Genomic DNA, 25,197 nt, shown 5'->3' on the forward strand with positions numbered 1-25,197 from the left:
CCGGCCCGCCGGGAGGTGACGAGCGTCAGTTGGTGAAGAACTCCACCAGCACGGGCGCGAGCACCTCCGGGTCCGCGCGGTGGTGCTGCCCCTCGAGCGTGCGGCGCTGGCCGAGCGGCAGCGCGTTCGCCACCGCCTGGACCGCGTGCCGCGCCCACGCCGGGCTGGCCCCGCCGTCGAGCACGAGGGCTGGGACGTGGACGCTGGCGAACGTCCGCGGCGGGAAGCTCCCGCCGTGCATGTTCTCGCCCATGATGGCCGCGTCGTAGATCAAGGTGTGCGCCACCTCCTCCGTGGCGGCCCACAGCGGCGCGTCGCGCATCTGCGCGACCTGCTCCGGCGTCATGCCCAGCGCCTCGACGAAGAACAGCGTCACGGCGTCGCCCTTGCGGCCGGCGCGGAGCAGGGCGGTGAGCCGGTCGAGGTAGTCGGCGGACACCGGGGCGCGCAGGTCGCCCACCACGAAGGGCGGCTCGTACAGCGCGAGCCGGCCGATCGCCAGGCCCTCGGCCGCCGCCTCCAGGGCCAGCGCCCCGCCCGAGGCGTGCCCGAGCACGAACGCCGAGCCGCCCACCGTCGCGATGAGGGCGGCGAGGTCCTCGATCTCGCGGGCGACGGCGTAGGGCGGCGTGTCACCGCTGGCGCCGCGGCCGCGGCGGTCGTAGGCGACCACGCTCACGTGCGGCGCGAGGGCGGCGGCCAACGGGGCCGCGGACTCGCGCGTGCTGAGCGCCCCGCCGACGAGGATGACCACCGGCCCCTCCCCGGAGCGGTCGAACGCGATGACGGTGCCGTCCTCGGAGACCACCGTGTCCATCTGAGTGCTCCTTCGGTGTGGGGAAGGTGGCGGCGCGGTGCTGCGCGGCCGGGGTGTGACGTGACCCCTCGGGCGTGCCTCGCGCAGCGGGAGTGCCCTCGCGGCTCGGGGCGCCCTCGCGGCTCGGGGGCCTTCGCGCCCCGAGGTGGTGCCGCGGGTGGCGCCGCACCTCAAGCGTGGCTTCGCCCCGCGGCGAGGTCAACAGGGCGAGGTCAACAGGTGGAGCGGGCCTCCGCGGCCGCGATGTCCGCCCCCGGAGCTACGGTCGAGACCTCACATCCACTCCCGTCAGGACGTCTTCCCATCGTGAAGCCCTTCGAGCAGGTCGTCGGCGAGCACGGCGCCACGGTCCTGCGCGTGTGCCGCGCGGTGCTCGGTGTGGCCGACGCGGACGACGCCTGGTCGGAGACCTTCCTCGCCGCGCTGCGCGCCTACCCGGCGCTGGGGCCTGAGGCCAACGTGGAGGCGTGGCTCGTCACGATCGCCAGGCGCAAGGCGATCGACATCCACCGGGCGCGGCGGCGCCGCGCTGTCCCGGTCGACGACCTGCCCGAACACCCCTCGTCGCTCGGGAACCCGGCCGCCCCGCGCGAGGACCTGTGGCGCGCGCTCCGCGCCCTGACCGCACGCCAGCGCGAGGCGATCGCCTACCACCACCTCGTCGGCATGCCGTATGCGGAGGTCGCGGGCCTCCTCGGCGGCACCGAGGCCGCGGCCCGTCGCGCCGCGGCCGACGGGATGAAGGCCCTGCGCGCCACCCTGGAGGAAGACCCGTGAGCCCCACCGACCCCCTGAGCCCCCTGGCCGTCGTCGACGACGGCGACCTCGCGCGCCTGCACGCGCGCCTCGTCGCCGACGCCGCCGCCCACGGTGTCCTGGACATCGGCTACCGCACCCTCGAGACCCCGCTGGGAACGCTGCTGCTCGCCGCGACGGAGAAAGGCCTGCTCCGGGTCGCGTTCGCGCGTGAGGGCCACGACGCCGTCCTCGCGGCGCTCGCCGCGCGCGTCAGCCCCCGCATCCTGCACGCACCCGCCCGCCTCGACGCCGCCGCCCGCGAGATCGACGACTACCTCGCCGGCCGCATACGGGCGTTCGACCTGCCCGTGGACCTGCGCCTGGCGACGGGGTTTCGCCGCGAGGTGCTCGACCACCTGCCCGAGATCCCATACGGGCGCACGGCCAGCTACACCCAGGTGGCCGCGGCCGCCGGTCGGCCGCGGGCGGTGCGGGCGGTCGGCACGGCGTGCGCCACGAACCCGCTGCCGCTGGTCCTGCCGTGCCACCGGGTGCTGCGCTCGGACGGCTCGCTCGGCGGGTACCTCGGCGGTCCGGAGGCCAAGAAGCTGCTCCTCGACCTGGAGCGTGCCGCGTAGCCCCGGCGCGTGGAGCGTCGGCCCGCGCCCCGTGAGTGCCGCGAGGTGCGTCGCCCCCCGCGTGCGCGCCTCGGGCGCCGTCCACCGCGCGGGGCTGCCGGGCTGTCCACCGGGCGGCGCCTCGTGCGCCGTCCACCGGGCGGCGCTCGCGGAGCTGTCCACCGCGCGGCGCTGCCCGTCCGCGGGCTCTGGAAGCATGGGCGCATGAGCGCACCAGACACGACGCCCGCGGGCCGGGACGCCGCCGCCGGGCTCGCCGTGGGGCCCGACGGCCTCGCCCGCCCGGCCTGGGCCTCCGGGGACGATCTGCTGAGGGAGTACTACGACACCGAGTGGGGCGTGCCCGTCCACGGCGAGCAGGGACTGTACGAGCGGATCAGCCTGGAGGGTTTCCAGGCCGGGCTGTCCTGGGTGACGGTCCTGCGCAAGCGTCCCGCCTTCCGGGAGGTCTTCCACGACTTCGAGCCCGACGTCGTCGCGGCCTTCACCGAGGACGACGTCGAGCGCCTGATGGCTGACGCGCGCATCATCCGCAACCGCGCGAAGATCCGCGCCGCGATCACGAACGCGCGCGCCACGGTCGCGCTCCGCGAGGACGGTGGCCTCGACGCCCTGGTCTGGTCCTTCCAGCCCGAGGTGACCCCGGCGCCCCGCACCGTGGCGGACCTGGTGACGACGAGCCCGGAGTCGATGGCGCTGTCGAAGGAGCTGCGCCGCCGGGGGTTCGCGTTCGTGGGGCCGACCACGATGCATGCGCTCATGGAGGCGATCGGCATGATCGACGTCCACCTCGTCGGCTCGCACCGACGCGGCGTCTCGGGGCTGTGGGCGCCCGACGGCTCCCGGCGCCCGTCGTGACCGGTGCGGGGCCCGTCGGCGCGGCCGCTCCGGCTCGCACCTCGGCGCCGGGCAGGCCGTCGTTGCCGGCGGCGACGTCGGCACCGGGCGCTGAATCGGGCGCCGGACCGGGCGTGGTCCGGCGGCGCGTGCGCCTTGCGCTGACGCCACCGTTCGACGTCGCCGCGGCCCTGGGCGGCCTGGCCGCGCACGCGGTCCCCGGCGCCGAGCGCACGGACCTCGCGGCCGCGAGCCACACCCGCACGGTCCCCGCGCCACACGGCACGGCCCTGGTCATCGTGCACCTCGCCGAGACGCACGCCGAGGCGACGCTCGACCTCGCGCACCCGGACGACGAGGCGGCCGTCCTCGCCGCGGTGCGGTTCTGGCTGGACCTGGACGCGGACCCCGCCGCCGTCGCCGAGCACCTGCGCACCGACCTGGCGCTGGCTCCCCTCGTGGGCGCACGCCCGGGACTGCGCGTCCTCGGGCACGTGGACGGGTTCGAGGCGGCGGCGTCGACCGTGCTGGGCCAGCAGGTCTCGCTGGCGGCGGGCCGCACCTTCGTCGGGCGGCTCGTGGCCGCCTACGGCACCGCCGCCCCCGGGGGGTTCGCCGCGTTCCCGCGCCCCGAGCGCCTCGCCGCCGCCACGCCCGAGGAGCTGCAGCGAGCGGTCCGCATCACCGGGGCGCGCTCGCGGACCCTGCAGGCCCTGGCCGCCGCCTGCGCCGACGGGCTGACCATCGGGCCCGGGGGAGACCTGGACCGGACCCGGCAGAAGCTCCGCGCGCTGCCCGGCATCGGCCCGTGGACCGTGGACTACCTCTCGCTGCGCGCCCTCGGGGACCGTGACGCCTTCCCGTCCGGAGACCTCGTCCTACGCCGGGCGCTCGGCGGTGTGGACGCAGCGGCCGCCGTCGCCCTGGCGGAGCGATGGCGGCCCTGGCGCGCCTACGCCGTCACCCACCTGTGGACGCGGGCGTCCTATCTCTGAGCGGTGCCGGCGTCCTCTCAGGTGGTGGCACCGATGCCACGAAGCTGGATGTCCACGAGCTTCGTCACGTAACCGTCGATGCCCGCGCGGAGCTGCTCCTTGCTGGCGGGAGAGCCGAACAGGACGTGCACGAGCACCGCACCCTCGATGGCATCGAGGAGATGCATGACGGGGGTGTCCTTGGGGAGCTCGCCCTCCTCGATGGCCTTCTCGAGGCGATCCGTCAGGACGAGCAGGCCGCGGCTGATGCGCTCCTGACGGATCTCCTCGAACTCGAGCGGGTTGGCCTGCGCCGCGGAGTACAGATGGGACAGTGCCGGCCCATGCTCGCCGAGGTAGAGCTCGGCCCGGGCGCGCGCGTGCGCGACGAGGTGGTCACGCAGCGTCACGCCGGCGATGTCGGTCGGCACCGCGAGGTGGCTCTCCAGGTCGCGCAGCGCGTCGAGGAGGAGGTCGCGCTTGTCCTTCCACCTCAGGTAGATGGACGACTTCCCGATGCCGGCGTGGGTCGCCACGCCGTCGAGGCTGAGCCCGGCCCAGCCCCTCCGGCCGAACAGCTCGAGCACGGCGTGATACGCCCGTGCCTCGGTGTCGGCGTGCCTGGGTCGACCTGGACCACGGCGGACGGGGGGCTGCTCGGGCGCCGGCGCCACCTGGCCGACGGGGTCCTGCGGCTTCGACATGGGTACCTCTTGCTCGGACGCGGGGGATCGCTGTTCGGTCATGTCTCCAGCCCTCTCCTCAACACTTGCGCCCGAGATTACCGGCGTGCGAAGGGCCCGCGGGGTGATTTCGTCGGCATTTGATGACGAGTTTCCGGGGCCTGTCGGGGGCGCGGGGCGGGGTCGTCGCTGGCGGGGAACGGCGGTGTCGCCGCACGCGCGGCGGCTCCTTCCGTTCTTGCAGGTGGGCACGTCGGCGGCCCTTGCGGACACCGTCTGACGGGCGGCCGGAAGCGCTTTGGAGACGAGGCCGGACGGATCCGGGCGGTGCTCGAGCGGGTCACGGACAAGGGCTAGAGCGGGGGGCCGGGCACCGCAGAGGACGCGCCCGCCGCCCCACGGTCGGGTGCGGGCAGCCGCAGGGTGCACCTGCGTGCGACCGCGCGCCCGGTCCCTGCGCGGTCACATGCGTGCGCCCGCGGGCCGTCGTGGCCCGCGGGCGCCTTCCCCGGTCCCTACCGCGCCAGGACGGGGGCGCAGACGTCGAGCCACCGGTCCGGCTCGAGCGACGGCGCGCTCACCCGCCGGTCCGGTGCGTCGTGCGCGGCAGCGAGGTCCTGGCACATCTGGATCGCCGAGCTCAGCAACGAGCGAAGGCGGTCGTCTGTGTCGGTCACGCAGGCCATCGCGATCCCCGGGACCGCGAAGTCCAGTATCACCGGCCCCGGGTGGTACCGCACCGGGCCCAGCACGCCGTGCGCGACGAAGTCCCGGGCCCACGCGGCCGCGAGGGGCACCTCGTCCAGGGCCGCCGCCGTGGTGGCCCGCGGCGTCCCCGGGTCACGCCCGTCGGTCTCGCCGAGCATCCGGTCCACGCTCAGCACGCCGACCGCGAGCGCACGCTGCGTCTCCTCGGCGACGACGGGCAGGGCGGAGAGGGCCGCGAGGAGGGCAATCTCGTGGTTCCACCGCGGGTCGTTGCTGGTCAGGCCGATGACCGAGGGGATGAGCGGCGCGAGGCGCGGGCGCGCGGCGTCGGACGTGCAGTCGTTCACGAGACGGGCGAGATGGGCGAGCAGCGGGTGGGTGCACGCGGGCCGGTCGCTCCATCGCTCGCCCGCCAGGTAGGACGCGAGCTCCATGAAGCACGCGCCCCGCCGCGGATTGCGGTGCTTGCCGCGCGCGAGCATGGGGAGCATGTCTGGCTGATCGGTACCAAGCATCACGATCTCACCGGCCTCGGCACTGGGTGACGTGGTTGACGTCACACCAGTCTGCGACATACCGGCACCCTGTGCAACGGGTGGCGCCCCCGCGCGCGCCCGGCATGGCAGCGCCGGGCCGGGCGCGTCCCCCGGTGAGGGGGCCGGCACGGCACCGGCCGCGTCGGCGCGGCCCGTTCCTGGGGCCCCCCGGGATCAGGCGCGGCCCGTCCCGGTGGGGCCCCGCGATCGGGCGCGAGCTGTCCCCGGGAGCCCCGGATCAGCAGTGCGCGGCGGCGACGGCGAGCGCGAGGGCGCGGTCAAACGTGCGCTCGCGGTCGTCCGCGCTCATGTCCTGGGTGTGGTCGAGCAGGTGGTCGGAGATCGTGAGCACGGCGAGCGCCTGCCGGTCGTACTGCGCCGCGATGGCGTACAGGCCGGCGGCCTCCATCTCGACGGCGAGGGTGCCGTAGTCCGCGAGCGCCTGGATCTGCTCGGCGGGGTTGCCGTAGAAGTGGTCGCGGGAGACCACCGGGGCGACGTGGATGTCGGTGGCCTCGCCGGCGGCGGCCACGGCGGCCGCGACCAGTGGGTAGGAGGCGACGGCGGAGAAGTGGATCCCCGGGATGCGCGAGGCGTTCATCGCCGAGTCGGTGTGGGCGCCGAGCGCCACCACGACGTCGCCGACCCTGACCTTCGGCGAGAGCCCGCCGGCCGTCCCCACGCGGATGATGCGCTGGACGTCGTAGTGGTCGAAGAGCTCGTTGGCGTAGATGCCCAGCGACGGCATCCCCATGCCCGAGGCCATGACGCTGAGCGGCTTGCCGTCCACCGTGCCGGTGTACGCGCCGATGCCGCGCACGTCGGAGACCTTCCGGGCGTCGGGCATGAGCGCCGCGGCGATCCGCTCGGCACGCCGGGGGTCTCCCGGCATGAGCACTGCGGGGGCGAAGTCGCCCTTCTCGGCGGCGATGTGCGGGGTGGCCATGAGGCTCCTTCTGGTCGGCGCCCGCCCGGCGCGCGGCGGACGGGCTGTGCGGGGCCGGTCACGCGGGCCGGCACCGCCCATGCTCCCATCTCCGGGAACGAGGCCGCGCCCGTCCGCACGCATGACGACGCCGGGGCCCGGCAGGTCTGGCCTGCCGGGCCCCGGCGTCGTCATGCACGCGGGGACCGCGTCCCCCCGCGGGTCAGCCGAGCGCCGCCGCGGTGTGGCTCACCGGCGTGCCGCGGGCGCGAACTGCTCGAGCCGGCGGTCGACGGCGAGGTCCGCCTCGGGCTTGACCTCGCGGCCGGCGAGGTCCTGGCACAGCGCGACGGCCGCGACGAGGAGGTCGAACAGGTACTGGTCCGCGTCGGACCCGCGGGCGTCGGCGATGGCGGGCACCGCGCACTCGAGGATCGCGGGCCCGGGGTGGTTCCTGGCGTGGCTGGAACCGATCCTGTCGGCGAACTCCCGCGCCCACCGCGCGGCCTCCGGCGCCTGCTCGAGCGCCTGCTGGCTCCCGGGTCGGAGGCTCCCGAGGGTGCGGCCCTCCTCCGCGGCGAGCAGCCGCTCGCAGGAGAGGATCCCGACCGCGAGGGTCGGCCGCCGGGGCTCGCGCGCGAGCGGCAGCGCCGTGGTGGCGGCGAGCAGGGCGATCTCGTGGCCCCACCGCGGGTCCGCGCTCCGCAGCCCGATGACCGAGGGGATCAGCGGGGCCAGCCGCGGCCGGGCGGCGTCCGAGGTGAAGTCGTTGACCAGCCGCGCGAGGTGGGCCAACAGCGGATGGGTGCAGGACGGGTGGTCGCTCCACCGCTCTCCCGCAAGGAACGAGGCGAGCTCCATGAAGCATGCGCCCCGTCTCGGGCTCCGGTGCCTGCCACGGCCCAGGACCGGGAGAATGTCTGTCTGGTCGTTACGCATTCGACCTCACCTCGCCTGCTGGTGTGTGCTCCGTACCCGCAGTGTGCTCTACATCACACCGGCGCACAACGGGGAACGGGCCCCCGCCGTGCGGTCCCGCACGCCGCGCGGGCAGGCCCGCGGCGCGGGCCGCGCGGGCTGCCCCGGCTCCGCCGTCAGAACATCGCCTCGGGGGGCGCCACCTGCTCGGCCCGACGGCGCGCGTCCTCCATCGCGGCCAGGATCTCGGCCTCCCGGCCGGCGTCGAGGCGCGCCAGCGGCACGGAACAGCTGAAGGCGTCGCGCACCGGCGTGGTGTAGCGCAGCGCGACCCCGAAGCACCGCAGCCCGGGCGTGTTCTCCTCGTCGTCGACGGCGTACCCGCGCTCGCGGACGGCCGCGAGGTCGGCGAGGAGCGCCCCACGCTCCGTGATCGTGCGGGCGGTGACCCCGGGAAGGTCCGCGGGCACGTCGCCCGGCCGTTCGGCGAGGATCGCCTTGCCCAGCCCCGTGGCGTGGGCCGGCAGGCGCCGCCCCACCCGAGACACCGTTCGGAGGTACCGGTGCGACTCCTGGGTCGCGAGGTACACGACGTCGTCGCCGTCGAGGCGCGCGAGGTGGACCGTCTCGTTGAGCAGCTCGCTGAGCCCCACCATGACCGGGCGGACCGCGCGCACGTACGGGTCGGCGTCGAGGAACGAGGTGCCCACCAGCAGGGCGCGGATGCCGAGGGCGTAGCAGGTGCCGGTGCGGTCGGTGCGGACCCACCCGCGGCTCACGAGCGTGCGGAGCAGCGCATGGGTGCTCGAGCGCGGCGTGCCGAGCGCCTCCGTGATGTCGCGCAGCCGCACGGGCTGCCCGACCTGGGCGGCAAGGTGCTCGAGCAGCTCCATGGTGCGCGCCGCCGACTTCACCTCGGGCGCGCCGGTGCTCGTCTGGGTCATCGCTCGTGCCTCCCGGCTCTCGACGGGCGGAGCCTCGGGGCGCCCTGCCGCTGGGGATCCACGATCGCGGAAGTTCCGGACGGCTCGGGGGACCAACGTCCTCGGAAGGCCCCACACGCCGCCAGCAGACTCCTACTTGTTCACACACACGGATGCCGTCCACATATGAGGACAACGGCTCTCGAGCACCGCCCGGCGGTGGGACAGCGGCCACCACCCCAGGGCGAGCCGTACAAACGGAAGGAACGACGATGTTCACACCAGAGGGGATCATTCCCGCACTGGTCACCCCGCTCGACCAGCAGGGCGAGCTGCTGGAGGACGGCCTCCGCGACGTCCTCGACTACGTGATCGCCGGTGGCGTGCACGGGGTCTTCGTGCTGGGCAGCTCGGGCGAGATCTACGGCCTGAGCGACGCGCAGAAGCGCCGCGTCATCGAGATCACCGTCGAGCACGTCGCCGGGCGCGTCCCGGTCTACGCCGGGGCAAGCGAGATCACCACGCGCGACTGCATCAAGACCGCCCAGATGGTCCAGGAGATCGGCGGGGTCTCGGCGTTGTCCGTCCTCACCCCCTACTTCATGACGCCCACACAGTCCGAGCTCGTGGAGCACTACACGGCCATCGCCGGGGAGACGGACCTGCCGATCCTGCTCTACGGCAACCCGGGGCGCACCAAGGTCAGCCTGCCCCTGACGACCGTGCTCACCCTCGCCGAGGTGACGAACATCGTCGGCGTCAAGGACTCCAGCGGCGACCTGACCCTGACCACGGACTACCTGCGTGAGGTGCCCGAGGGCTTCTCCGTCCTGGTCGGCAAGGACACCCTCATCCACGCGGGCCTCTCCCACGGTGCCGCCGGGGCCATCGCCTCGACCGCCAACGTCGTGCCCCGCCTGGTCTCGGAGATCTACAACTCCTACCGCCGCGGCGACCTCGCCCGTTCCCTGGAGCTGCAGTACCGGCTCTCCCCGCTGCGGGGCCTCGTCGACAAGGCCACCTTCCCGGTGGCGCTCAAGGAGGGCCTGCGCTTCGCCGGCGTCGAGGCCGGCTACTGCTTCGCCCCCGCCCGTGACATGGCGGAGCCGTACCGCGCGCAGCTCGCCGCCGTCGTGCGGGACATCGTCGACGCGGACGACCTGTCCGTCGCGGCACCCACATTCGCCCTGGCCGGAACGGAGTAGTCGCCATGCCTCTCGTCGTCGTCGGCCTCGGGGTCGTCCTCCTGCTCTTCCTCATGACCAAGATGAAGCTCAACGGCTTCATCGCCCTCATCCTCGTCGCGATCCTCGTCGGCGCCGCCCAGGGGATGCCCCTGCCGGACATCATGGACTCGATGGCCGACGGCGTCGGCGGACAGCTCGACGACCTCATCCTCGTCATCGGCTTCGGCGCCATGATCGGCAAGATCATGGCCGACTGCGGCGCCGCCCAGCGCATCGCGATGAGCATGATCAACAAGTTCGGCGTCAAGAACGTCCAGGTCGCCATGCTCGTGACGGCCTTCGCGCTCGGCGTCACCATGTTCTTCGAGGTCGCGTTCGTCATCCTCGTCCCGCTCGTCTTCACGATCGTGCGCGAGACCGGCGTCAAGCTGCTCTGGGTCGGCCTGCCCATGGCTGTGGGCCTGTCCACGATGCACAGCTTCCTGCCGCCGCACCCCGGCCCCACAGCCGTCGCCGGCATGTTCGAGGCCTCCACCGGCCTGACCCTGCTCTACGGCCTGTTCATCGCGATCCCCGCTGGCGGCCTCATCGCCCTGCTGTGGCCGCGCCTGCCCTTCATCCGCCGGATGGACCCGCAGATCCCCGCCGGCCTCGTCTCCGAGAAGACCTTCACGGACCGGGAGATGCCCAGCTTCGCCGTCTCCATCTTCTCGGCGCTGTTCCCCGTCGTCCTCATCGCCGGCGCGTCCATCACCGAGCTCGCCGTGGGCCCGGACCACCCCGTCATGACCTACGTCGGCTTCTTCGGCGACGCCCCGATCGCCCTGCTCCTCTCGCTCCTGCTGTCCCTGTGGCTGCTCGGCACCCGGGTCGGCCGCTCGCTGGACGACGTCATGAAGTCGGCCGGCAACTCCGTCAAGCCCATGGCGATGATCGTGCTCGTCATCGGCGCCGGCGGCGCCTTCAAGCAGGTGCTCGTCGACGGCGGCATCTCCGACTACATCACGAACCTCACCAGCGGCTGGTCCGTCTCCCCGATCGTCCTGGCCTGGGCCATCGCCGTGATCATGCGCGTGGCCCTCGGCTCGGCGTCCGTCGCCGTCGTCACCGCGGCGGGCATCGCCCTGCCGCTGGTCCAGGCGGCCGGCATCAGCCCCGAGGTCATGGTCCTCGCCGTCTCCTGCGGCTCGGTGGCCTTCTCCCATGTGAACGACCCCGGCTTCTGGATGTACAAGGAGTACTTCGGCCTCTCGGTCATGGACGCCATCAAGTCCCGGACCACCTACACCACCGCCCTGGCGATCCTCGGCCTCATCGGCTGCCTCGCCGTCAACGCGGTCATCTCCTGATCCCTCCGCCGGCGGTGGCGGGCCACCCCCCACCGCCGGCGGACCAACTCCTCCCAACCGGACAAGAAAGAACGGGAAGAACAATGAAGATCGGATTCATCGGACTCGGCATCATGGGCAAGCCCATGGCGAAGAACCTCCTCGCAGCCGGCCACGAGCTCGTCGTGCGGGACAACAACGCCGACGCCGTCGCCGAGCTGGTCGCCGCTGGCGCCACGACCGGCGAGAACCCTCGGGCGGTCGCCGCCCAGGTCGAGCTCGTCCTGACCATGCTGCCCAACTCGCCCCACGTGAAGGAGGTCGTCCTCGGTGAGGGCGGCGTCATCGAGGGCGCCCACGAGGGCCTGGCCTACATCGACATGAGCTCCATCGCCCCGCTCGTCTCCCGCGAGGTGTCGGGCGCGCTGGCCGCCACGGGCGTGCCCATGCTGGACGCCCCCGTCTCGGGCGGGGAGCCCGGCGCGATCGCCGGGACGCTGTCCTTCATGGTCGGCGGCCCCCAGGAGCTCTTCGACCGCTACCGGGACGTCCTCGACATCATGGGCGGGTCCGTCGTGCGGGTCGGCGAGATCGGCGCGGGCAACATCGCCAAGCTGGCCAACCAGGCCATCGTCGCGATCAACATCGCCGCCGTCTCGGAGGCGCTGGTGCTCTCCCACAAGGCCGGCGTCGACCCGGAGGCCGTCTTCCAGGCCATCCGGGGCGGGCTGGCCGGCTCGAACGTCATGGAGGCCAAGGCCCCGATGATGCTCGAGCACAACTTCAAGCCCGGCTTCCGCATCAACCTGCACATCAAGGACCTCACCAACGTCCTGTCCACCTCGTCCGAGGTGGGCGTGCCGCTGCCGCTGACCGCCGCCGTCTTCCAGCAGATGACGGCCCTGAAAGCGGCAGGCCACGAGCTCGAGGACCACAGCGCCCTGCTGCGGAACTACGAGCGCGCCGCAAACACCCAGATCTCTCGAGGAGGAGAGCAGAAGTGACGACCACGCCCCTTACCAGCCAGAGTGTCGGCATGAACACCCCGACCATCGTCAAGGCGAACGTCTACCCCGTCGCCGGGCGCGACTGCATGGAGCTGAACCTCTCCGGCGCCCACGGCCCCTACTTCACCCGCAACATCGTGGTGCTGGAGGACTCGGCCGGGAACACCGGCGTCGGCGAGGTGCCCGGCGGCCAGAAGATCACCAGCACCATCGAGGACTCGATCGGCCTGATCGTCGGCTCCTCCATCGGCGACTACAAGCGGATCCTCCGCGAGATCGGCGCCCGCTTCGCCGACCGGGACTCGGGCGGCCGCGGCCTGCAGACGTTCGACCTGCGCACCACCGTCCACGCCGTCACCGCCGTGGAGTCCGCGTACCTGGACCTGCTCGGCAAGCACCTCGGGGTGCCGGTCGCCGCCCTGCTCGGCGACGGGCAGCAGCGCGACTCCGTGCGCGCCCTGGGCTACCTGTTCTACGTCGGTGACCCCGACAAGACCACCCTCGACTACGTCCGCGAGCCCGGCTCGGACACCGACTGGTACCGCATCCGCCACGAGGAGGCCGTCACCCCCGAGGCGATCGTCCGCCAGGCGGAGGCGACGTACGAGAAGTACGGGTTCAAGGACTTCAAGCTCAAGGGTGGCGTGTTCGCCGGCGCGGAGGAGGTCAAGGCCATCAAGGCCCTCAAGGCCCGGTTCCCCGACGCGCGGGTCACCCTCGACCCGAACGGCGCCTGGTCGCTGCAGGAGGCCATCGAGCTGTGCACGCCGCTCGTGGGCACCCTCGCCTACGCCGAGGACCCGTGCGGGGCCGAGGACGGCTTCTCCGGCCGGGAGGTCCTCGCCGAGTTCCGGCGGGCCACCGGGCTGCCGACGGCGACGAACATGATCGCCACCGACTGGCGTCAGATGACGCACGCCCTGGCGCTGCAGTCCGTGTCGATCCCGCTGGCGGACCCGCACTTCTGGACGATGCAGGGGTCGGTGCGGGTGGCCCAGCTCTGCAACGACATGGGCCTGACGTGGGGCTGCCACTCCAACAACCACTTCGACATCTCCCTGGCGATGATCGCCCACTGCGGCGCCGCGGCCCCCGGGGAGTACAACGCCCTGGACACGCACTGGATCTGGCAGGAGGGCATCGAGCGCCTCACGGTCGAGCCGCCCCAGATCGTGGGCGGGGAGATCGCCATCTCGGACAAGCCGGGGCTGGGCGTCGACGTGGACATGGACCAGGTCCTGGCCGCGCACGAGCTCTACCTCGAGCACGCGCTGGGCGCGCGCGACGACGCCGAGGGCATGCAGTTCCTGATCCCCGGCTGGACCTTCGACAACAAGCGCCCGTCGATGGTCCGGTAAGGATCTGCTGATCCGGCCCGGGGCCCGGTCGTCGTGTCCGGCGACGGCGGGGCCCCGGGCCACCGCGCCGCCCTCGGGCCGGCGCGGGCCCGCCCGGTGGCCGACCGACACCGCCGGGCGGGCCCATCATCATGAGCCGCTCGAACAGCCCCACCAGCGAAAGGCGTACGGATGAAGATCGTCCTGGCCCCCGACTCCTTCAAGGAGTCCATGTCCGCCCACGAGGCGGCCCTGGCGATGGAGCGCGGGGTGCGGGCCGTCTTCCCCGACGCGCAGTGCGTGCGCGTGCCGATGGCCGACGGCGGGGAGGGCACCACCGAGGCGCTCGTCGCCGCCACGGGCGGCGAGCTCGTGGAGGCCGACGTGCACGACGCCCTGGGCCGGCCGATCCGGGCCCGGTACGGGTACGTGGCCGCCGAACGGCTCGCGATCGTCGAGGTCGCCGCGGCGGCCGGCATCGACCTGGTCGCCCCGCACGAGCGCGACCCGCTGCGTGCCAGCTCCGCAGGGGTGGGGGAGCTCCTCCTCGACGCCCTCGACCGCGGCGCCACCCGCCTCGTGGTGGGGCTGGGCGGCTCCGTCACCAACGACGGCGGCGCCGGGATGATGCAGGCGCTGGGCGTGCGGCTCCGGGACGGCGACGGCGCCGACCTGCCCGGCGGGGGAGGGGCCCTGGCCCGGCTCGCCTCGCTGGACCTATCCGGCCTGGACCGGCGCGTCGCGGGCCTCACGGTCGAGATCGCCTCGGACGTCACCAACCCGCTGCTGGGCCCGGAGGGGGCGAGCGCCGTCTTCGGCCCGCAGAAGGGCGCCACCCCGCGGGTGGTCGACGAGCTCGACGCCGCCCTGCACACCTGGGCGCGGGCCATCGCGGACGCCACGGGGCGGGCCGTGGCGGACGAGCCCGGGGCGGGCGCCGCCGGCGGGCTGGGCGCGGCGTTCCTGGCCTTCTTCCCGGCCACGATGTCCAGCGGCGTGGACGTGGTCGTCCGCGCCGCGCACCTGGAGGAGAAGCTGGACGGCGCCGACCTCGTCCTCACGGGCGAGGGGGCCGTGGACTCCCAGACCCTCCGCGGCAAGACGCCCTTCGGCGTCGCCCGCGCCGCCCGCCGCCACGACGTGCCCGTGATCGCCTTCGCCGGCTACGTCGGGGACGGCGCCGAGGTCCTCTACGACCACGGCTTCGCCGCCCTGGTCCCGATCGTCCGGTCGGTCACCGACCTGCCGGCCGCGCTCGCCGACGGGCCCGCCAACCTCCGGCTCGCCGTCGAGACGGTGTGCCGGGTGCTCGCGCTGCGGAGCTGACCGCGTGCGCACCCCGCCTCGCCGCCTGGGGCGACAGTGCCCGTCGGCCCCGGCGACGGCTCCCCGGGCCACCGGCTGGCCAGGTCGTCTTTCTCACACCCGATTGCTGGAACTACGGGCCCCGCGTGCGGTATGGCGGCCGCGTCCGTGGCGGCTTCTCGCCGTTCGCGGTCCCGCCCGCCGCGGTGGTGCCCGGTCCGTTCCCGGCAGGTGCCGCGCGCCCGGCCGCGGCCCCGCATGCGCGCTCTTGCGCGGGTTCCGTAGCCTAAGGTCGTGAATCTCAAGGGAAACGCGACGTTCCGGTACCGCGACAGCGCCATCGTCGGCCTGTCCCACATCGAGGCCCCGATCGTGGTGACGTCCGCGAACTTCGAGGAGCGCCTCGCGCCGACGCGTGAGCGGCTGCGTCTTCCCGCGAACCTCCTCGAGCGCGTGTCCGGGGTGCGGGAGCGTCGCTGGTGGGCGCCGGGCACCGAGTTCGAGGACATGGCGGCCGACGCTGGCAGCAAGGCCCTCGCGGAGGCGGGCGTCGACCCCTCGCAGGTGGGTCTGCTCATCAACACCTCCGTCTCGCGCAGCAGCCTCGAGCCGTCCGTGGCGGTCCGCGTCCACGACCGCATGGGCCTGCCCTCCTCGGCGATGAACTTCGACATCACCAACGCCTGCCTCGGCTTCATCAACGGCATCCAGCTGGCGGCCACGATGGTCGACGCCGGCCAGATCGACTACGCCGTCATCGTCAACAGCGAGGACGTCCGCACCACGCAGGAGGGCACGCTCGCCCGCCTCCTGGCCGACGGCGTGACCCGCGAGGAGTACTCCGACCAGTTCGCCTCCCTCACCCTGGGCGACGGCGCGGCGGCCGCCGTCATCGGCCGCGCCTCGGAGCGGCCCGACGGTCACCGCGTCCTCGGCGGCGTCTCACGCGCCGGGTCGGAGCACCACGCCCTGTGCGTCGGCTCCTTCGGCAAGATGACGACCGACACCAAGAACCTGCTCCGCCACGGCCTCAAGCTCGTCACCGACGCGTGGCACGAGGCCGAGCGGGACGGCTGGGACTGGGCCGGGCTGGACCGCTACGTCACCCACCAGATCTCCACGCCCTACACCAAGGCCATCGTCGACGCGGTCAACCTCGACCCCGACGTCGTCCCGATCACCTTCGACCGGTGGGGCAACGTGGGCCCCGCCGCCATCGCCATGACCCTGTCCGAGCAGTCGGACACCCTCACCGCGGGAGACCGGGTGATGTGCCTGGGTGTGGGCTCCGGGCTGAACACGACCATGCTCGAGCTGGCGTGGTGACCGCGCCCGTCCCCGCTGCGCCGTCCGACGACGCCGCGGGAGGGGTCCGCGGGTCCGCCGGGCCCGTCCCCGACCCGACGACGTGGCCCGGGGTGGACCCGGAGTGGTCCCGCGACGCCGTCGTGGGCGGGCGCCGGTGGCACTACCTCGACAACGCCGCGTCCCTGCCGGCCGGGACGACGCCCCGCGGGACGCTGCTGTGCGTGCACGGCAACCCGACGTGGTCCTACCTGTGGCGTTCCGTGCTCGCCGCCGGCGCCGACGCCGGCTGGCGGGTGGTCGCCGTGGACCAGCTCGAGATGGGCTACTCCGAGCGCACCGGCGCCCACCACCGGCTGGCGGACCGGGTGCGCCAGCTGGGCGGGCTCACCGACGCCCTCGGCCTGTCCGGGCCGAGCTGGGACGGCCTGCCGGTCGTGACGGTCGGGCACGACTGGGGCGGCGTCGTCTCCATGGGTTGGGCCGTGGACCACCCGCGCGAGCTCGCCGGGCTGGTGCTGACCAACACCGCCGTCTTCCAGGCCGCGGGAACGAAGGTGCCCTACCTGCTGCGCCTGGCCCGGCACCGCGCCGTCCACGGCCCGGCGACGGAGCTGAGCCCGGCGTTCCTCGACGTGACGCTCTCGCTGGCCCGACCGCCGCTGCCGGCGGACGTGCGAGCCGCGTACAAGGCGCCCTACCGCAGCGTCCGCGACCGGCGCGGCATCGGCGCGTTCGTCGAGGACATCCCGGTCGACGCCGCGCACCCCAGCCACGCCGAGCTCGCGCGCCTCGCCGCCGGGGTTGGCGCGCTCGGCGTGCCCGCCCTCATCATGTGGGGCCCGAAGGACCCCGTCTTCTACGAGCGCTACCTGCGCGACCTCCTCACGCGCCTGCCGCACGCCGACGTGCACCGGTTCGAGGGCGCCGGGCACCTGGTCGTCGAGGACGCCGACGTGGCCGGGACGGTCGTCACGTGGCTCGACCGCCGCCGGCTCGGCCGCGACGCCTCGGGGGCGCCCGCCGCGGCGCGGGCTCCCGGGGGTGACCGGAGCGGCCCGCGCCCCGCGCCGGGGCCGCTGCCGACGGCCGCCACCGCCCCCTACCGCCCGCTGTACGCCGCGCTGCTCGAGCAGGCCGGCTCGGCCGCGGCCGCCGTCGTCGCCATGGGCGCGGCGGGACCCTCCAGCCTGACCTGGGCCGAGCTCGCCACGCGCGTGCACCACCTGGCCCTCGGGCTGGCGGACTCGGGCGTTCGGCCGGGGGACCGTGTCAGCCTGCTCATCCCGCCGGGGGTCGACCTGACCACCGCCCTGTTCGCCTGCCTGCGCGTCGGGGCGACCGTCGTGCTGGCCGACGCCGGCCTGGGGATCAAGGGCCTGACGCGGGCTGTGCGCGGCGCCGCGCCGGACCACATCATCGGCATCGAGCGCGCGCTGGTCGCGGCCCGCGTGTTCGGCTGGCCGGGCCGGAAGTTCATCGCCCGCCCCGCCGTCGCCGGCATCGAGATGCTCCCCCCCCGGACGGTGCACTCGCGCCGACGGGTGTTCGGCATCCACGGCAGCGTGCCCGAGCTCCTGGTCCGGGGCGCCTCGCTCGCAGCGGCCGGAACCCAGCTGCCGCCCGAGCCGGGCCCGGACTCCGACGCGGCGATCCTGTTCACCTCCGGCTCGACCGGCCCGGCCAAGGGCGTGGTGTACACCCACCGCCGCCTGGCGGGGATGCGCGACGTCGTGGCGGCGACCTACGGGCTCTCGCCCGAGCGCAGCTTCGTCGCCGGGTTCGCGCCCTTCGCGCTGCTGGGCACCGCCCTCGGCGCAACCAGCGCCACCCCGGACATGGACGTCACCGCCCCGGCGACCCTCACCGCCGGCGCCCTGGCGGACGCGGTCGCGGCCATCGACGCCTACGCCGTCTTCGCCTCGCCCTCGGCGCTGGACAACGTGGTGCGCACCTCCGGAGACCTCACCGAGGCGCAGCGCCACGCGCTGGGCGAGGTGCGGCTGTTCCTCTCCGCCGGGGCGCCCATCTCCTCGGCGCGCCTCGCCCGGGTCACGGACGTGATGCCGGCCGCCGACGCGCACACGCCCTACGGGATGACCGAGGCGCTGCCGCTGACGGACATCTCGCTCGGCCAGATCCGCGCCGCGGAGGCCGACGCCGCGGCGGGCGCCGTCCCCGGCGCGGGCAACGGCACGTGCGTCGGCGCCCCCGTGCCCGGCGCGCACGTGCGGATCGTCCCGCTCGATGACGAGGGCCGCGCCACCGGCGAGCCGACCGACGAGGCCGGCGTGACCGGCGAGGTCCTGGCGACGGCCCCCAACCTGAAGGACCGCTACGACCGGCTCTGGGCCACCCAGGACCACTCGGCGACCTGGCCGGGCTGGCACCGCACCGGCGACGTCGGGCACCTCGACGCCGCGGGCCGCCTGTGGATCGAGGGCAGGGTCACGCACGTCATCGTCACGGCCGCCGGTGTGGTGACCCCGGTGCAGGTCGAGAACGACTCCCTCGCGGTCCGCGGCGTGGTCCGCGCGGCCGCGGTCGGCGTCGGGCCCATCGGCGCCCAGCAGGTCGTCGTCGTCGTCGAGACGGACCCGGACGTGCACGCCGGCGCCCGCCACCCCGCCACGCTCGCGCCGGAGGGGCTGGCCCGGGCCGTGCGCGCGGCCGCCCGGGTCCCGGTGGCAGCCGTGCTGCGCGTGCCCGAGGTGCCCACCGACGTGCGGCACAACTCGAAGGTCGAGCGCGGGCGGCTGGCCGCCTGGGCGACCCGCATGCTCGCGGGGGAGCGGGCGGGCAACCCGTGACGGCCGCCCGGACCCGCGCCGGACGCGAGCCCGCCGGGGGGCGCGCGTGAAGGTCCTGGTCACCGGTGCCAGCGGAATGCTCGGGCGTGAGGTGGCCGTCGCGCTGCTCGCGCGCGGGGACGAGGTCACCACGCTGCAGCGGCGCCCCTCCGCGCTCGCCGGCGCACGGGACGTGCGTGGCGCCGTGGACGACCCCGGGGTGGTCGCGGAGGCCACGCGGGGCCAGGACGCCGTCGTCCACCTGGCCGCGAAGGTGTCCTTCGCGGGCGCGCTCGCCGAGTTCGAGCGCACCAACGTCGACGGCACCCGGCTGCTGGTGGACGCGGCGCGCGAGGCCGGGGCGCGCCGGTTCGTCTTCGTGTCCTCGCCGTCGGTGGCGCACACCGGCACCTCGATCGTGGGCGAGGCCGCCGGGGTGGCCCAGCCCGCGCGCGCCCGGGGGAACTACGCCCGGACCAAGGCCGCCGCCGAGCTGCTGGCGCTGGGGGCGGACGCGCTCGGCTTCGCCGTCCTGGCAGTGCGCCCGCACATCGTGTGGGGGCCGGGGGACACCCAGCTGGTCCAGCGCGTCGTGGAGCGCTCCGCCGCCGGGCGCCTGCCGAACCTCGACGCCGGGGCCGCGCTCATCGACACCACGTACATCGACAACGCGGTCAGCGCGATCGTCGCCGGCCTGGACCGGGCGGAGCAGGCGCACGGCGAGGCGTTCGTGGTCACCAACGGCGAGCCGCGGCCGGTGGCGGAGCTCCTCGCCGCGATGTGCCACGCGGGCGGCGTGCCCGCCCCGCGCTGGGCCGTCCCGGGCGCGGTGGCGCGGGCGGCCGGGGCCGTCGTCGAGAAGGTGTGGGCCGTCCGCCCGGGCCGGGACGAGCCGCCGATGACCCGGTTCCTCGCCGAGCAGCTCTCCACGGCGCACTGGTTCGACCTGCGCCGCACCCGCGAGGCGCTCGGCTGGGAACCGACCGTCAGCCTCGACGAGGGGTTCACCCGCCTGGCCGACTACTACCGCAACCACTAGGGCCGAGCGGTCAAGTACTAGCGGGACTACCGGCGGGTCCTCTCGCAGGCGCCTCGGAGCTGGGCACGGCGCTCGCCCGCCCGCGGTGCCGGCGCCTCGGAGCTGCGCGGGGCCGGAGCGCGGACCGCTCGCGCGCGGCGCCGCTCAGAACTCCTCGTGAGACTCCGGGTCCCCGCCGTACCGGCTCCCCTCGAGCGCCGTGATGCGGTCCATCTCCCACGCGCGCAGCGCGAACCGGAAGATGTCGAAGTTCTCGCGCTGGCGCTCCGGGTCCGCGGACTTCGGCACGGGGATGACGCCGAGCTGGTGGTGCCAGCGCAGCACCACCTGCGCGGGGGTGACGCCGTGGAACCCGGCCGCCTCGACCACCGCGGGCGCGTCGAGCAGCCGCCCGCGCCCCAGCGGCGTGTAGGAGGAGGTGAGGACCCCGCGCTCGGCGTCCGCCGCCCGCATCTGACTCTGCGGGAACGCGGGATGCATCTCGATCTGGTTCACCGCGGGCGTCACGCCCGTCTCGCCGATCACCCGGTCCAGGTGCTCCGCGGTGAAGTTCGAGACCCCGATGGAGCGGACCCGGCCGTCCTCCCGGAGGGCGACGAGCGCCTTCCAGGTCTCCACGTACTTCTCCAGGCGCGGCAGCGGCCAGTGGATGAGATAGAGGTCGAGGTACTCCAGGCCGAGTGCCCGGCGAGTGTCCTCGAAGGCCCGCATGGTCTCCTCGTAACCCTGGTCGTTGCCCCGGACCTTGCTCGTGACGAGGACCTCCTCGCGGGGCACCCCCGACTCGGCGATGCCCCGGCCCACGCCCCTCTCGTTGCCGTACTTCGCGGCGGTGTCTATGAGGCGGTAGCCGATCCGGATGGCCTCGGCGACGGCGGTGCGGGCCTCGTCGTCGTCCATCGGCCAGGTCCCCAGGCCGATCGCGGGGAGGGAGTGGCCGTCGTTGAGCGTGAGCCGTGGCACAGTCATGGCGGACATTGTGCCCGAGCGCCGGGTCCCCTGCCCTGGTCGTGGGCCAACGCAACGCCTCGTCGCCCGCCCGGGTGGTGCTCCCCACATCGGCGGGCCTATCCGCACCCGCGCGGACCACGCCCGGGCATAATCGCCAGACGAGCACGCCGGACCCGGCGTGCACCCGCCAGTGTGTGCGGGCCATGCGAGGAGGAGACCCTGGACACCGTGACGGACCGCGTGCGACTGATCGCCTTCGACCTCGACGACACCCTGGCGCCCTCGAAGTCCCCGATGCCGGCGCCCATGGGGGCCGCCCTGACCGCGCTGCTGGACTCGCTGCCGGTGTGCATCATCTCCGGCGGTCATTTCGGCCAGTTCCGCGACCAGGTCCTCGCCCACCTGCCCGCCAGCGACGAGCAGCTCTCGCGCCTGCACCTCATGCCCACGTGCGGCACCCGCTACCTCCGCCACGAGAACGCGTCCTGGCGGCAGGTCTACGCCCACGACCTCAGCGACGCCGAGCGGCGGCAGGCACGCGCGGCCGTCGAGTCCGAGGCCAGGCGCCTCGGGTTCTGGGAGGAGCGGACCTGGGGGGAGATCCTCGAGGACCGCGGCTCCCAGATCACGTTCTCCGCCCTCGGCCAGGAGGCGCCGCTCGAGGCGAAGAAGGCCTGGGACCCCACGGGGGAGAAGAAGGGCGCGCTCCGCGACGCCGTCGCGAGGCTGGTCCCCGACCTCGAGGTCCGCTCCGGCGGGTCCACGTCGGTCGACATCACCCGCGCCGGCGTCGACAAGGCCTACGGGATGACGCGGCTCAGCGAGCAGACCGGCATCGACGTCGCGGACATGCTCTTCGTCGGGGACCGCCTCGACGAGGGCGGCAACGACTATCCCGTCGTCCGCCTGGGCATGCCGACCTATGCCGTCGAGGGCTGGGAGCAGACCGTCGCGCTGGTCGAGGGGATCGTCGCCAAGCTGGTCGTCGCGCAGGCCTGAGCGACGCGGGCACAGCGACCACCCCGCTGAGCGGCGCGTCAGAGCGACGCGACGACCTGCCTGAGCCACGCCAGCCGGGGGACGCCCTCGAGCCGCTCCTGGACGTGCCCCGCCGCGTCCAGGACCAGGACCGTCGGCGTGCTCGTGATCTCGAGCGCTGCCGCCAGCTGCTCGTGCCCGGCCACGTCGACCTCGACGTGCGCGACGCCGTCGGACGTCTCCGCGACGCGGGCGGCGACCGTGCGCGCGGCGCGGCAGGGGGCGCAGAAGGCGCTGGAGACCTGCACTACGGTCGCCCTCCGGCCGAGCGTGGTGCCCGCCGGCAGGCCGAGCTCGCGCGGGCCGAGCCGCGACGCCGCCCCCGGGCCGAGCCGCGAAGCCGCCCCCGCCGTCCTTGGTTCCTCAGCTTGCTGAACGGGCACAGCATCTCCCGGCCGGACGGCGGCGCTCATGCCCGGTCCCGGGGCGCCGGCGAGGTCTGGGCGGGGGCCGCCCGCTCGTCCGCCACGAGCTCGCGCACGGCGGGGGCGACCTCCGCGGCGAACCGCTCGATCGTCCCCGGGTCGTCCGTCATGAGGACGAACGTGCTCGTCCCCTCGGTGAGGGCGAGGTCGGTGAGCTGCTCGGCCCAGACGTGCGGCGGCCCCTGAAGGAAGCCCGCCCCGGAACCGTCGAAGGACCCGGCGAGGTTGTACAGGCGGCGCACGTCGGCGGGGGATCGGCCCGCCGCGCGGGCGGCGTCGTCGACGATGGCGTTGGCGGCGGCCAGCTGCTCCGGCGGCATCCCCGTGGAGCTGGGGAGCCAGCCGTCGGCGAGGCGCCCGGTCAGGCGCAGCATCCGGGGTCGGTAGGCGCCCAGCCAGATGCTCACGTCGTGCGCGGGCGCCGGCCCGGGCTTGGCGCCGTCGAGCCGGTAGAAGCTGCCACCGGCGCGCACGTGGCGGCGGGTGGGGTCCCACAGCTCCCGCATGACGGTGATGGCGTCCTCGAGGGCCCCGACGGCCTCGCCAGGGGTGCGGCGGGGGCCGCCCATCGCCACGATGGCGTCCCAGAACCCGCCCGCGCCGAGCCCGAGCTCGACGCGGCCGCCGGTGAGCAGGTCCAGGCTCGCGACGGCGCGCGCCAGGACGGCCGGCGGGCGCAGCGGCAGGTTGGCGACATCTGGTGTGAGGCGGATGCGCTCGGTCGCCGCACCGAGGTAGGACAGCAGCGTCCACGTGTCCAGGAACGCGGGCTGGTACGGGTGGTCCTGCAGGGCGAGGATGTCGAGGCCCGCGCGCTCGGCGAGTCGCGCCAGGTCGACGACCTGCCGGGGCGAGCGGGAGCCGGGCGTGAGGAAGACCCCCATCTGCATCTCATGGCCGTAGTCGGGCATGGTCCTCCTGTTCCGTGGCACGCCGCCCGGCGGCGTGCCGGTCGCGCGCTCTTCCTGTGCAACCCGCCTGCGGCCGGGTTCGTTCCCCGGCCGACGTGGGCGGCACCACGTCGGCGCCCCTGCGCCGTCGTGGGTGGGCGTGGCTACCGTTGGCCCTACCCATCCCCGAGCCCCAGGAGCCATCAGTGACCGAGCGGACAGTCGGCGGGCTGCAGGACCTCCGCGAATCTGTCCGCACCCTGGCGTGGCCGACAGCCGCGCGGGCCAGCATGGCCATCGGCGTGCCGCTCGTCGCCCTGACGCTCGCCGGGCGCCATGACGTCGGCCTCATGGCGAGCACCGGGGCGTTCACGGTGCTCTTCGGCCGCGGGCAGCCCCTGCGTTACCGGGTGCGCCTGCTCCTCGCCGTCGCCGTGGGGCTCGTGCTGTCCTCGGCGCTCGGGGCGCTGACCGCCGGTGTCGGGTGGGCCGCGATCGTCCTGCTCACGCTCATCGGTGCAGTCTCCACCTTCCTGACCCTCGCCCTGCGGACCGGGCCGCCCGGCGGGTTCTTCTTCGTCATGGTCGCCGGCGTCGCCGGGTTCATCCCCGCCCAGGGCACGGTGTCCCCGGCGACGATGATCGCCGCGACGGCGATCGGCGCGGGCTGCGCGGTCCCGATCGCCCTCGCCGACCTCCTGCTCAACCCCGTCGGCCCGCAGCAGAGGGCAGTCGCGGCGGCGCGGTCCGCCGTCGAGCGCTACCTGCGTGCCGACCGCTACTCCGCCGAGGCGCCGGGCCTGTCTCGCGCGGCCGCGGCGGCCCTGCACCACGCGTGGGGTGTGCTCTGGGCCGCCGGCGACTCCACCTCGCGGCGCCCGGGCGCCCGGGCCAGGGTGGCGGAGCTCCAGGTCGCCCACCAGGAGTACGCCTCGCGCATGCTCCCCGGGACCTCCCCGGACCCGGACCTGGCCGCCGACCAGGCGGAGAGCCCGCTCGGGCTGCCCACCACAGGCCGGCTCGTCGACCGCGGCCTCCGCTACCCGACCGTGCCGCTCGACGCCGCCGCGCGGGTTTCGCTCGGCATCGTGGTGGCCGGCCTGATCGCCCTCGCCATCGGGACCGACCACATGTACTGGGCGATGATGATCGCCGCCCTGGTGCTGTACCAGGGCCTGGACCGCCGCCGTTCCCTGGCCCGCGCGCGCAACCGCCTCGTCGGCACGGTCATCGGCCTCGGGATCTTCGCCGTGATCAACCTCGCCGAGCCGAGCCAGTGGGTCACGGTCGCGATCCTCATCGTGCTGCAGGGTGGCATCGAGCTCGCGGTCCCGCGCAACTATGCCGTCGCCGTCTGCATGATCACCCCCCTCGCGCTGACCATCGGCACCGCCGGCGGCGGGGCGGACGTGCGGATGATCATCTCCGAGCGTCTCCTGGACACGCTCGTCGGCCTGGCGGTCGCGGTCCTCGTGCTCTTCACGGTCGGGCGGAACAGCTCCGTGCCCATCCTCGGCACCTACGTCAAGCGCGTGCTGCGCTCCTGCGGTGACGCGCTGGACCACATCGGTGCCGGCACGGTGGGGACGGCCGCCGGTCGCCGCGCGCAGCTGGAGCTCGCCCTGGACATGCAGGACCTCGCGCACGTGGCGGCCCGCGCGATCAGCGACGACCCGCTGTGGGGGGCGCCCTGGGTGGAGTCGCGGCAGGCCACGGCGTGGCTGGGGCTCACGGTGCTGGCGCGGTGCGCCGCGGCCCGCGGCCCGGCCGACGGCGTGGGCGGGGCGTCGTGGGCCTGCTGGGCCCTCGCCAGCCAGGCAAGTCACGGGACCCCGCCCGATCCCGTGTCGCTGCACACCGTGCGCGCCGTCATCCACTGACACCTCGCGGGGCCGCCAC

23 protein-coding genes are annotated in these 25,197 nt (G+C 74.4%); 14 read left to right on the forward strand and 9 right to left on the reverse strand.

Annotated elements, in window-relative coordinates; all coding sequences use genetic code 11:
• Positions 1 to 25: 25 nt before the first annotated feature.
• Positions 26 to 817 (reverse strand): alpha/beta fold hydrolase, encoded by a 792-nt coding sequence (locus tag EJK16_RS05280; RefSeq protein WP_127127073.1) that lies wholly within the window; start codon positions 815 to 817, stop codon positions 26 to 28.
• Between the two features lie 303 nt (positions 818 to 1,120).
• Between EJK16_RS05280 and EJK16_RS05285 the strand changes: the two genes are divergently transcribed.
• From EJK16_RS05285 to EJK16_RS05300, 4 genes are all read left to right on the forward strand, one after another.
• Positions 1,121 to 1,594 carry an RNA polymerase sigma factor gene (locus EJK16_RS05285; RefSeq protein WP_240645847.1) on the forward strand — a complete coding sequence of 158 codons (474 nt, stop codon included), beginning with the start codon at positions 1,121 to 1,123 and terminating at the stop codon, positions 1,592 to 1,594.
• Positions 1,591 to 2,193, forward strand: a complete 603-nt coding sequence (locus EJK16_RS05290) for a methylated-DNA--[protein]-cysteine S-methyltransferase (protein WP_127127075.1) — start codon at positions 1,591 to 1,593, stop codon at positions 2,191 to 2,193. The genes EJK16_RS05285 and EJK16_RS05290 overlap by 4 nt, the downstream gene beginning before the upstream one ends.
• 204 nt (positions 2,194 to 2,397) lie before the next feature.
• Positions 2,398 to 3,051 (forward strand): DNA-3-methyladenine glycosylase I, encoded by a 654-nt coding sequence (locus EJK16_RS05295; RefSeq protein ID WP_127127077.1) that lies wholly within the window; start codon positions 2,398 to 2,400, stop codon positions 3,049 to 3,051.
• A 128-nt stretch (positions 3,052 to 3,179) separates the two neighbouring features.
• Positions 3,180 to 4,025 carry a DNA-3-methyladenine glycosylase gene (locus EJK16_RS05300; protein WP_127127079.1) on the forward strand — a complete coding sequence of 282 codons (846 nt, stop codon included), beginning with the start codon at positions 3,180 to 3,182 and terminating at the stop codon, positions 4,023 to 4,025.
• 17 nt (positions 4,026 to 4,042) lie between these two features.
• On the opposite strand, the gene EJK16_RS05305 is transcribed toward EJK16_RS05300, so the two are convergent.
• The 5 genes from EJK16_RS05305 to EJK16_RS05325 all read right to left on the reverse strand — a co-directional run bounded on the left by EJK16_RS05305 (position 4,043) and on the right by EJK16_RS05325 (position 8,718).
• Positions 4,043 to 4,708, reverse strand: coding sequence for a TetR/AcrR family transcriptional regulator (locus EJK16_RS05305; protein WP_164737202.1), 666 nt, complete (start codon positions 4,706 to 4,708; stop codon positions 4,043 to 4,045).
• Positions 4,709 to 5,202: 494 nt separating this feature from the next.
• Entirely contained in the window at positions 5,203 to 5,886 is a 684-nt protein-coding gene (locus tag EJK16_RS05310; RefSeq protein WP_240645790.1) for a hypothetical protein, read from the reverse strand.
• Positions 5,887 to 6,169: 283 nt separating this feature from the next.
• Complete coding sequence (gene deoD / locus EJK16_RS05315) at positions 6,170 to 6,877, reverse strand: purine-nucleoside phosphorylase (protein WP_127127085.1); 708 nt, start codon at positions 6,875 to 6,877, stop codon at positions 6,170 to 6,172.
• 228 nt (positions 6,878 to 7,105) lie between these two features.
• Positions 7,106 to 7,717 (reverse strand): hypothetical protein, encoded by a 612-nt coding sequence (locus tag EJK16_RS05320; protein WP_240645791.1) that lies wholly within the window; start codon positions 7,715 to 7,717, stop codon positions 7,106 to 7,108.
• Between the two features lie 233 nt (positions 7,718 to 7,950).
• The gene (locus EJK16_RS05325) at positions 7,951 to 8,718 is read right to left on the reverse strand and encodes an IclR family transcriptional regulator (protein WP_127127089.1); all 768 of its coding nucleotides are present in this window, start codon (positions 8,716 to 8,718) and stop codon (positions 7,951 to 7,953) included.
• A 251-nt stretch (positions 8,719 to 8,969) separates the two neighbouring features.
• Here EJK16_RS05325 and dapA point away from each other — a divergent pair, with 251 nt between their 5' ends.
• The 8 genes from dapA (at position 8,970) to EJK16_RS05365 (ending at position 19,994) form a co-directional block, all read left to right on the forward strand.
• Positions 8,970 to 9,902: a 4-hydroxy-tetrahydrodipicolinate synthase gene (dapA, locus tag EJK16_RS05330; protein ID WP_127127091.1), complete on the forward strand. Its 933-nt coding sequence runs from the start codon at positions 8,970 to 8,972 to the stop codon at positions 9,900 to 9,902.
• Between the two features lie 5 nt (positions 9,903 to 9,907).
• Positions 9,908 to 11,233, forward strand: a complete 1,326-nt coding sequence (locus tag EJK16_RS05335; protein WP_127127093.1) for a gluconate:H+ symporter — start codon at positions 9,908 to 9,910, stop codon at positions 11,231 to 11,233.
• A gap of 83 nt (positions 11,234 to 11,316) precedes the next feature.
• Positions 11,317 to 12,216 carry a 2-hydroxy-3-oxopropionate reductase gene (gene garR, locus EJK16_RS05340; protein WP_127127095.1) on the forward strand — a complete coding sequence of 300 codons (900 nt, stop codon included), beginning with the start codon at positions 11,317 to 11,319 and terminating at the stop codon, positions 12,214 to 12,216.
• A 32-nt stretch (positions 12,217 to 12,248) separates the two neighbouring features.
• Positions 12,249 to 13,577 (forward strand): enolase C-terminal domain-like protein, encoded by a 1,329-nt coding sequence (locus tag EJK16_RS05345; RefSeq protein WP_127127097.1) that lies wholly within the window; start codon positions 12,249 to 12,251, stop codon positions 13,575 to 13,577.
• A gap of 171 nt (positions 13,578 to 13,748) precedes the next feature.
• Entirely contained in the window at positions 13,749 to 14,882 is a 1,134-nt protein-coding gene (locus tag EJK16_RS05350) for a glycerate kinase (RefSeq protein WP_127127099.1), read from the forward strand.
• A 273-nt stretch (positions 14,883 to 15,155) separates the two neighbouring features.
• Positions 15,156 to 16,187: a 3-oxoacyl-ACP synthase III gene (locus EJK16_RS05355; RefSeq protein WP_127127101.1), complete on the forward strand. Its 1,032-nt coding sequence runs from the start codon at positions 15,156 to 15,158 to the stop codon at positions 16,185 to 16,187.
• The gene (locus EJK16_RS05360; protein ID WP_370275984.1) at positions 16,184 to 18,976 is read left to right on the forward strand and encodes an alpha/beta fold hydrolase; all 2,793 of its coding nucleotides are present in this window, start codon (positions 16,184 to 16,186) and stop codon (positions 18,974 to 18,976) included. Before EJK16_RS05355 ends, EJK16_RS05360 begins: the two co-directional genes overlap by 4 nt.
• 46 nt (positions 18,977 to 19,022) lie before the next feature.
• On the forward strand, positions 19,023 to 19,994 hold the full coding sequence (locus EJK16_RS05365) for an NAD(P)-dependent oxidoreductase (RefSeq protein WP_127127103.1): 972 nt from the start codon (positions 19,023 to 19,025) through the stop codon (positions 19,992 to 19,994).
• Positions 19,995 to 20,138: 144 nt separating this feature from the next.
• Here the strand turns inward: EJK16_RS05365 and EJK16_RS05370 are convergent, their stop codons facing one another.
• Positions 20,139 to 20,963: an aldo/keto reductase gene (locus tag EJK16_RS05370; RefSeq protein WP_205739607.1), complete on the reverse strand. Its 825-nt coding sequence runs from the start codon at positions 20,961 to 20,963 to the stop codon at positions 20,139 to 20,141.
• A gap of 210 nt (positions 20,964 to 21,173) precedes the next feature.
• Here EJK16_RS05370 and EJK16_RS05375 point away from each other — a divergent pair, with 210 nt between their 5' ends.
• Complete coding sequence (locus tag EJK16_RS05375; protein ID WP_205739608.1) at positions 21,174 to 21,944, forward strand: HAD-IIB family hydrolase; 771 nt, start codon at positions 21,174 to 21,176, stop codon at positions 21,942 to 21,944.
• A 38-nt stretch (positions 21,945 to 21,982) separates the two neighbouring features.
• Here the strand turns inward: EJK16_RS05375 and EJK16_RS20025 are convergent, their stop codons facing one another.
• Positions 21,983 to 22,231 (reverse strand): thioredoxin family protein, encoded by a 249-nt coding sequence (locus EJK16_RS20025; RefSeq protein ID WP_240645793.1) that lies wholly within the window; start codon positions 22,229 to 22,231, stop codon positions 21,983 to 21,985.
• A gap of 161 nt (positions 22,232 to 22,392) precedes the next feature.
• On the reverse strand, positions 22,393 to 23,319 hold the full coding sequence (locus tag EJK16_RS05385) for an LLM class flavin-dependent oxidoreductase (RefSeq protein ID WP_127127109.1): 927 nt from the start codon (positions 23,317 to 23,319) through the stop codon (positions 22,393 to 22,395).
• A gap of 185 nt (positions 23,320 to 23,504) precedes the next feature.
• On the opposite strand from EJK16_RS05385, the gene EJK16_RS05390 reads away from it, so the two are divergent.
• Positions 23,505 to 25,178 carry an FUSC family protein gene (locus tag EJK16_RS05390; RefSeq protein WP_127127111.1) on the forward strand — a complete coding sequence of 558 codons (1,674 nt, stop codon included), beginning with the start codon at positions 23,505 to 23,507 and terminating at the stop codon, positions 25,176 to 25,178.
• Positions 25,179 to 25,197: the final 19 nt, after the last annotated feature.

The organism is Georgenia sp. SYP-B2076 (assembly GCF_003991205.1).
Lineage (GTDB): Bacteria > Actinomycetota > Actinomycetes > Actinomycetales > Actinomycetaceae > Georgenia.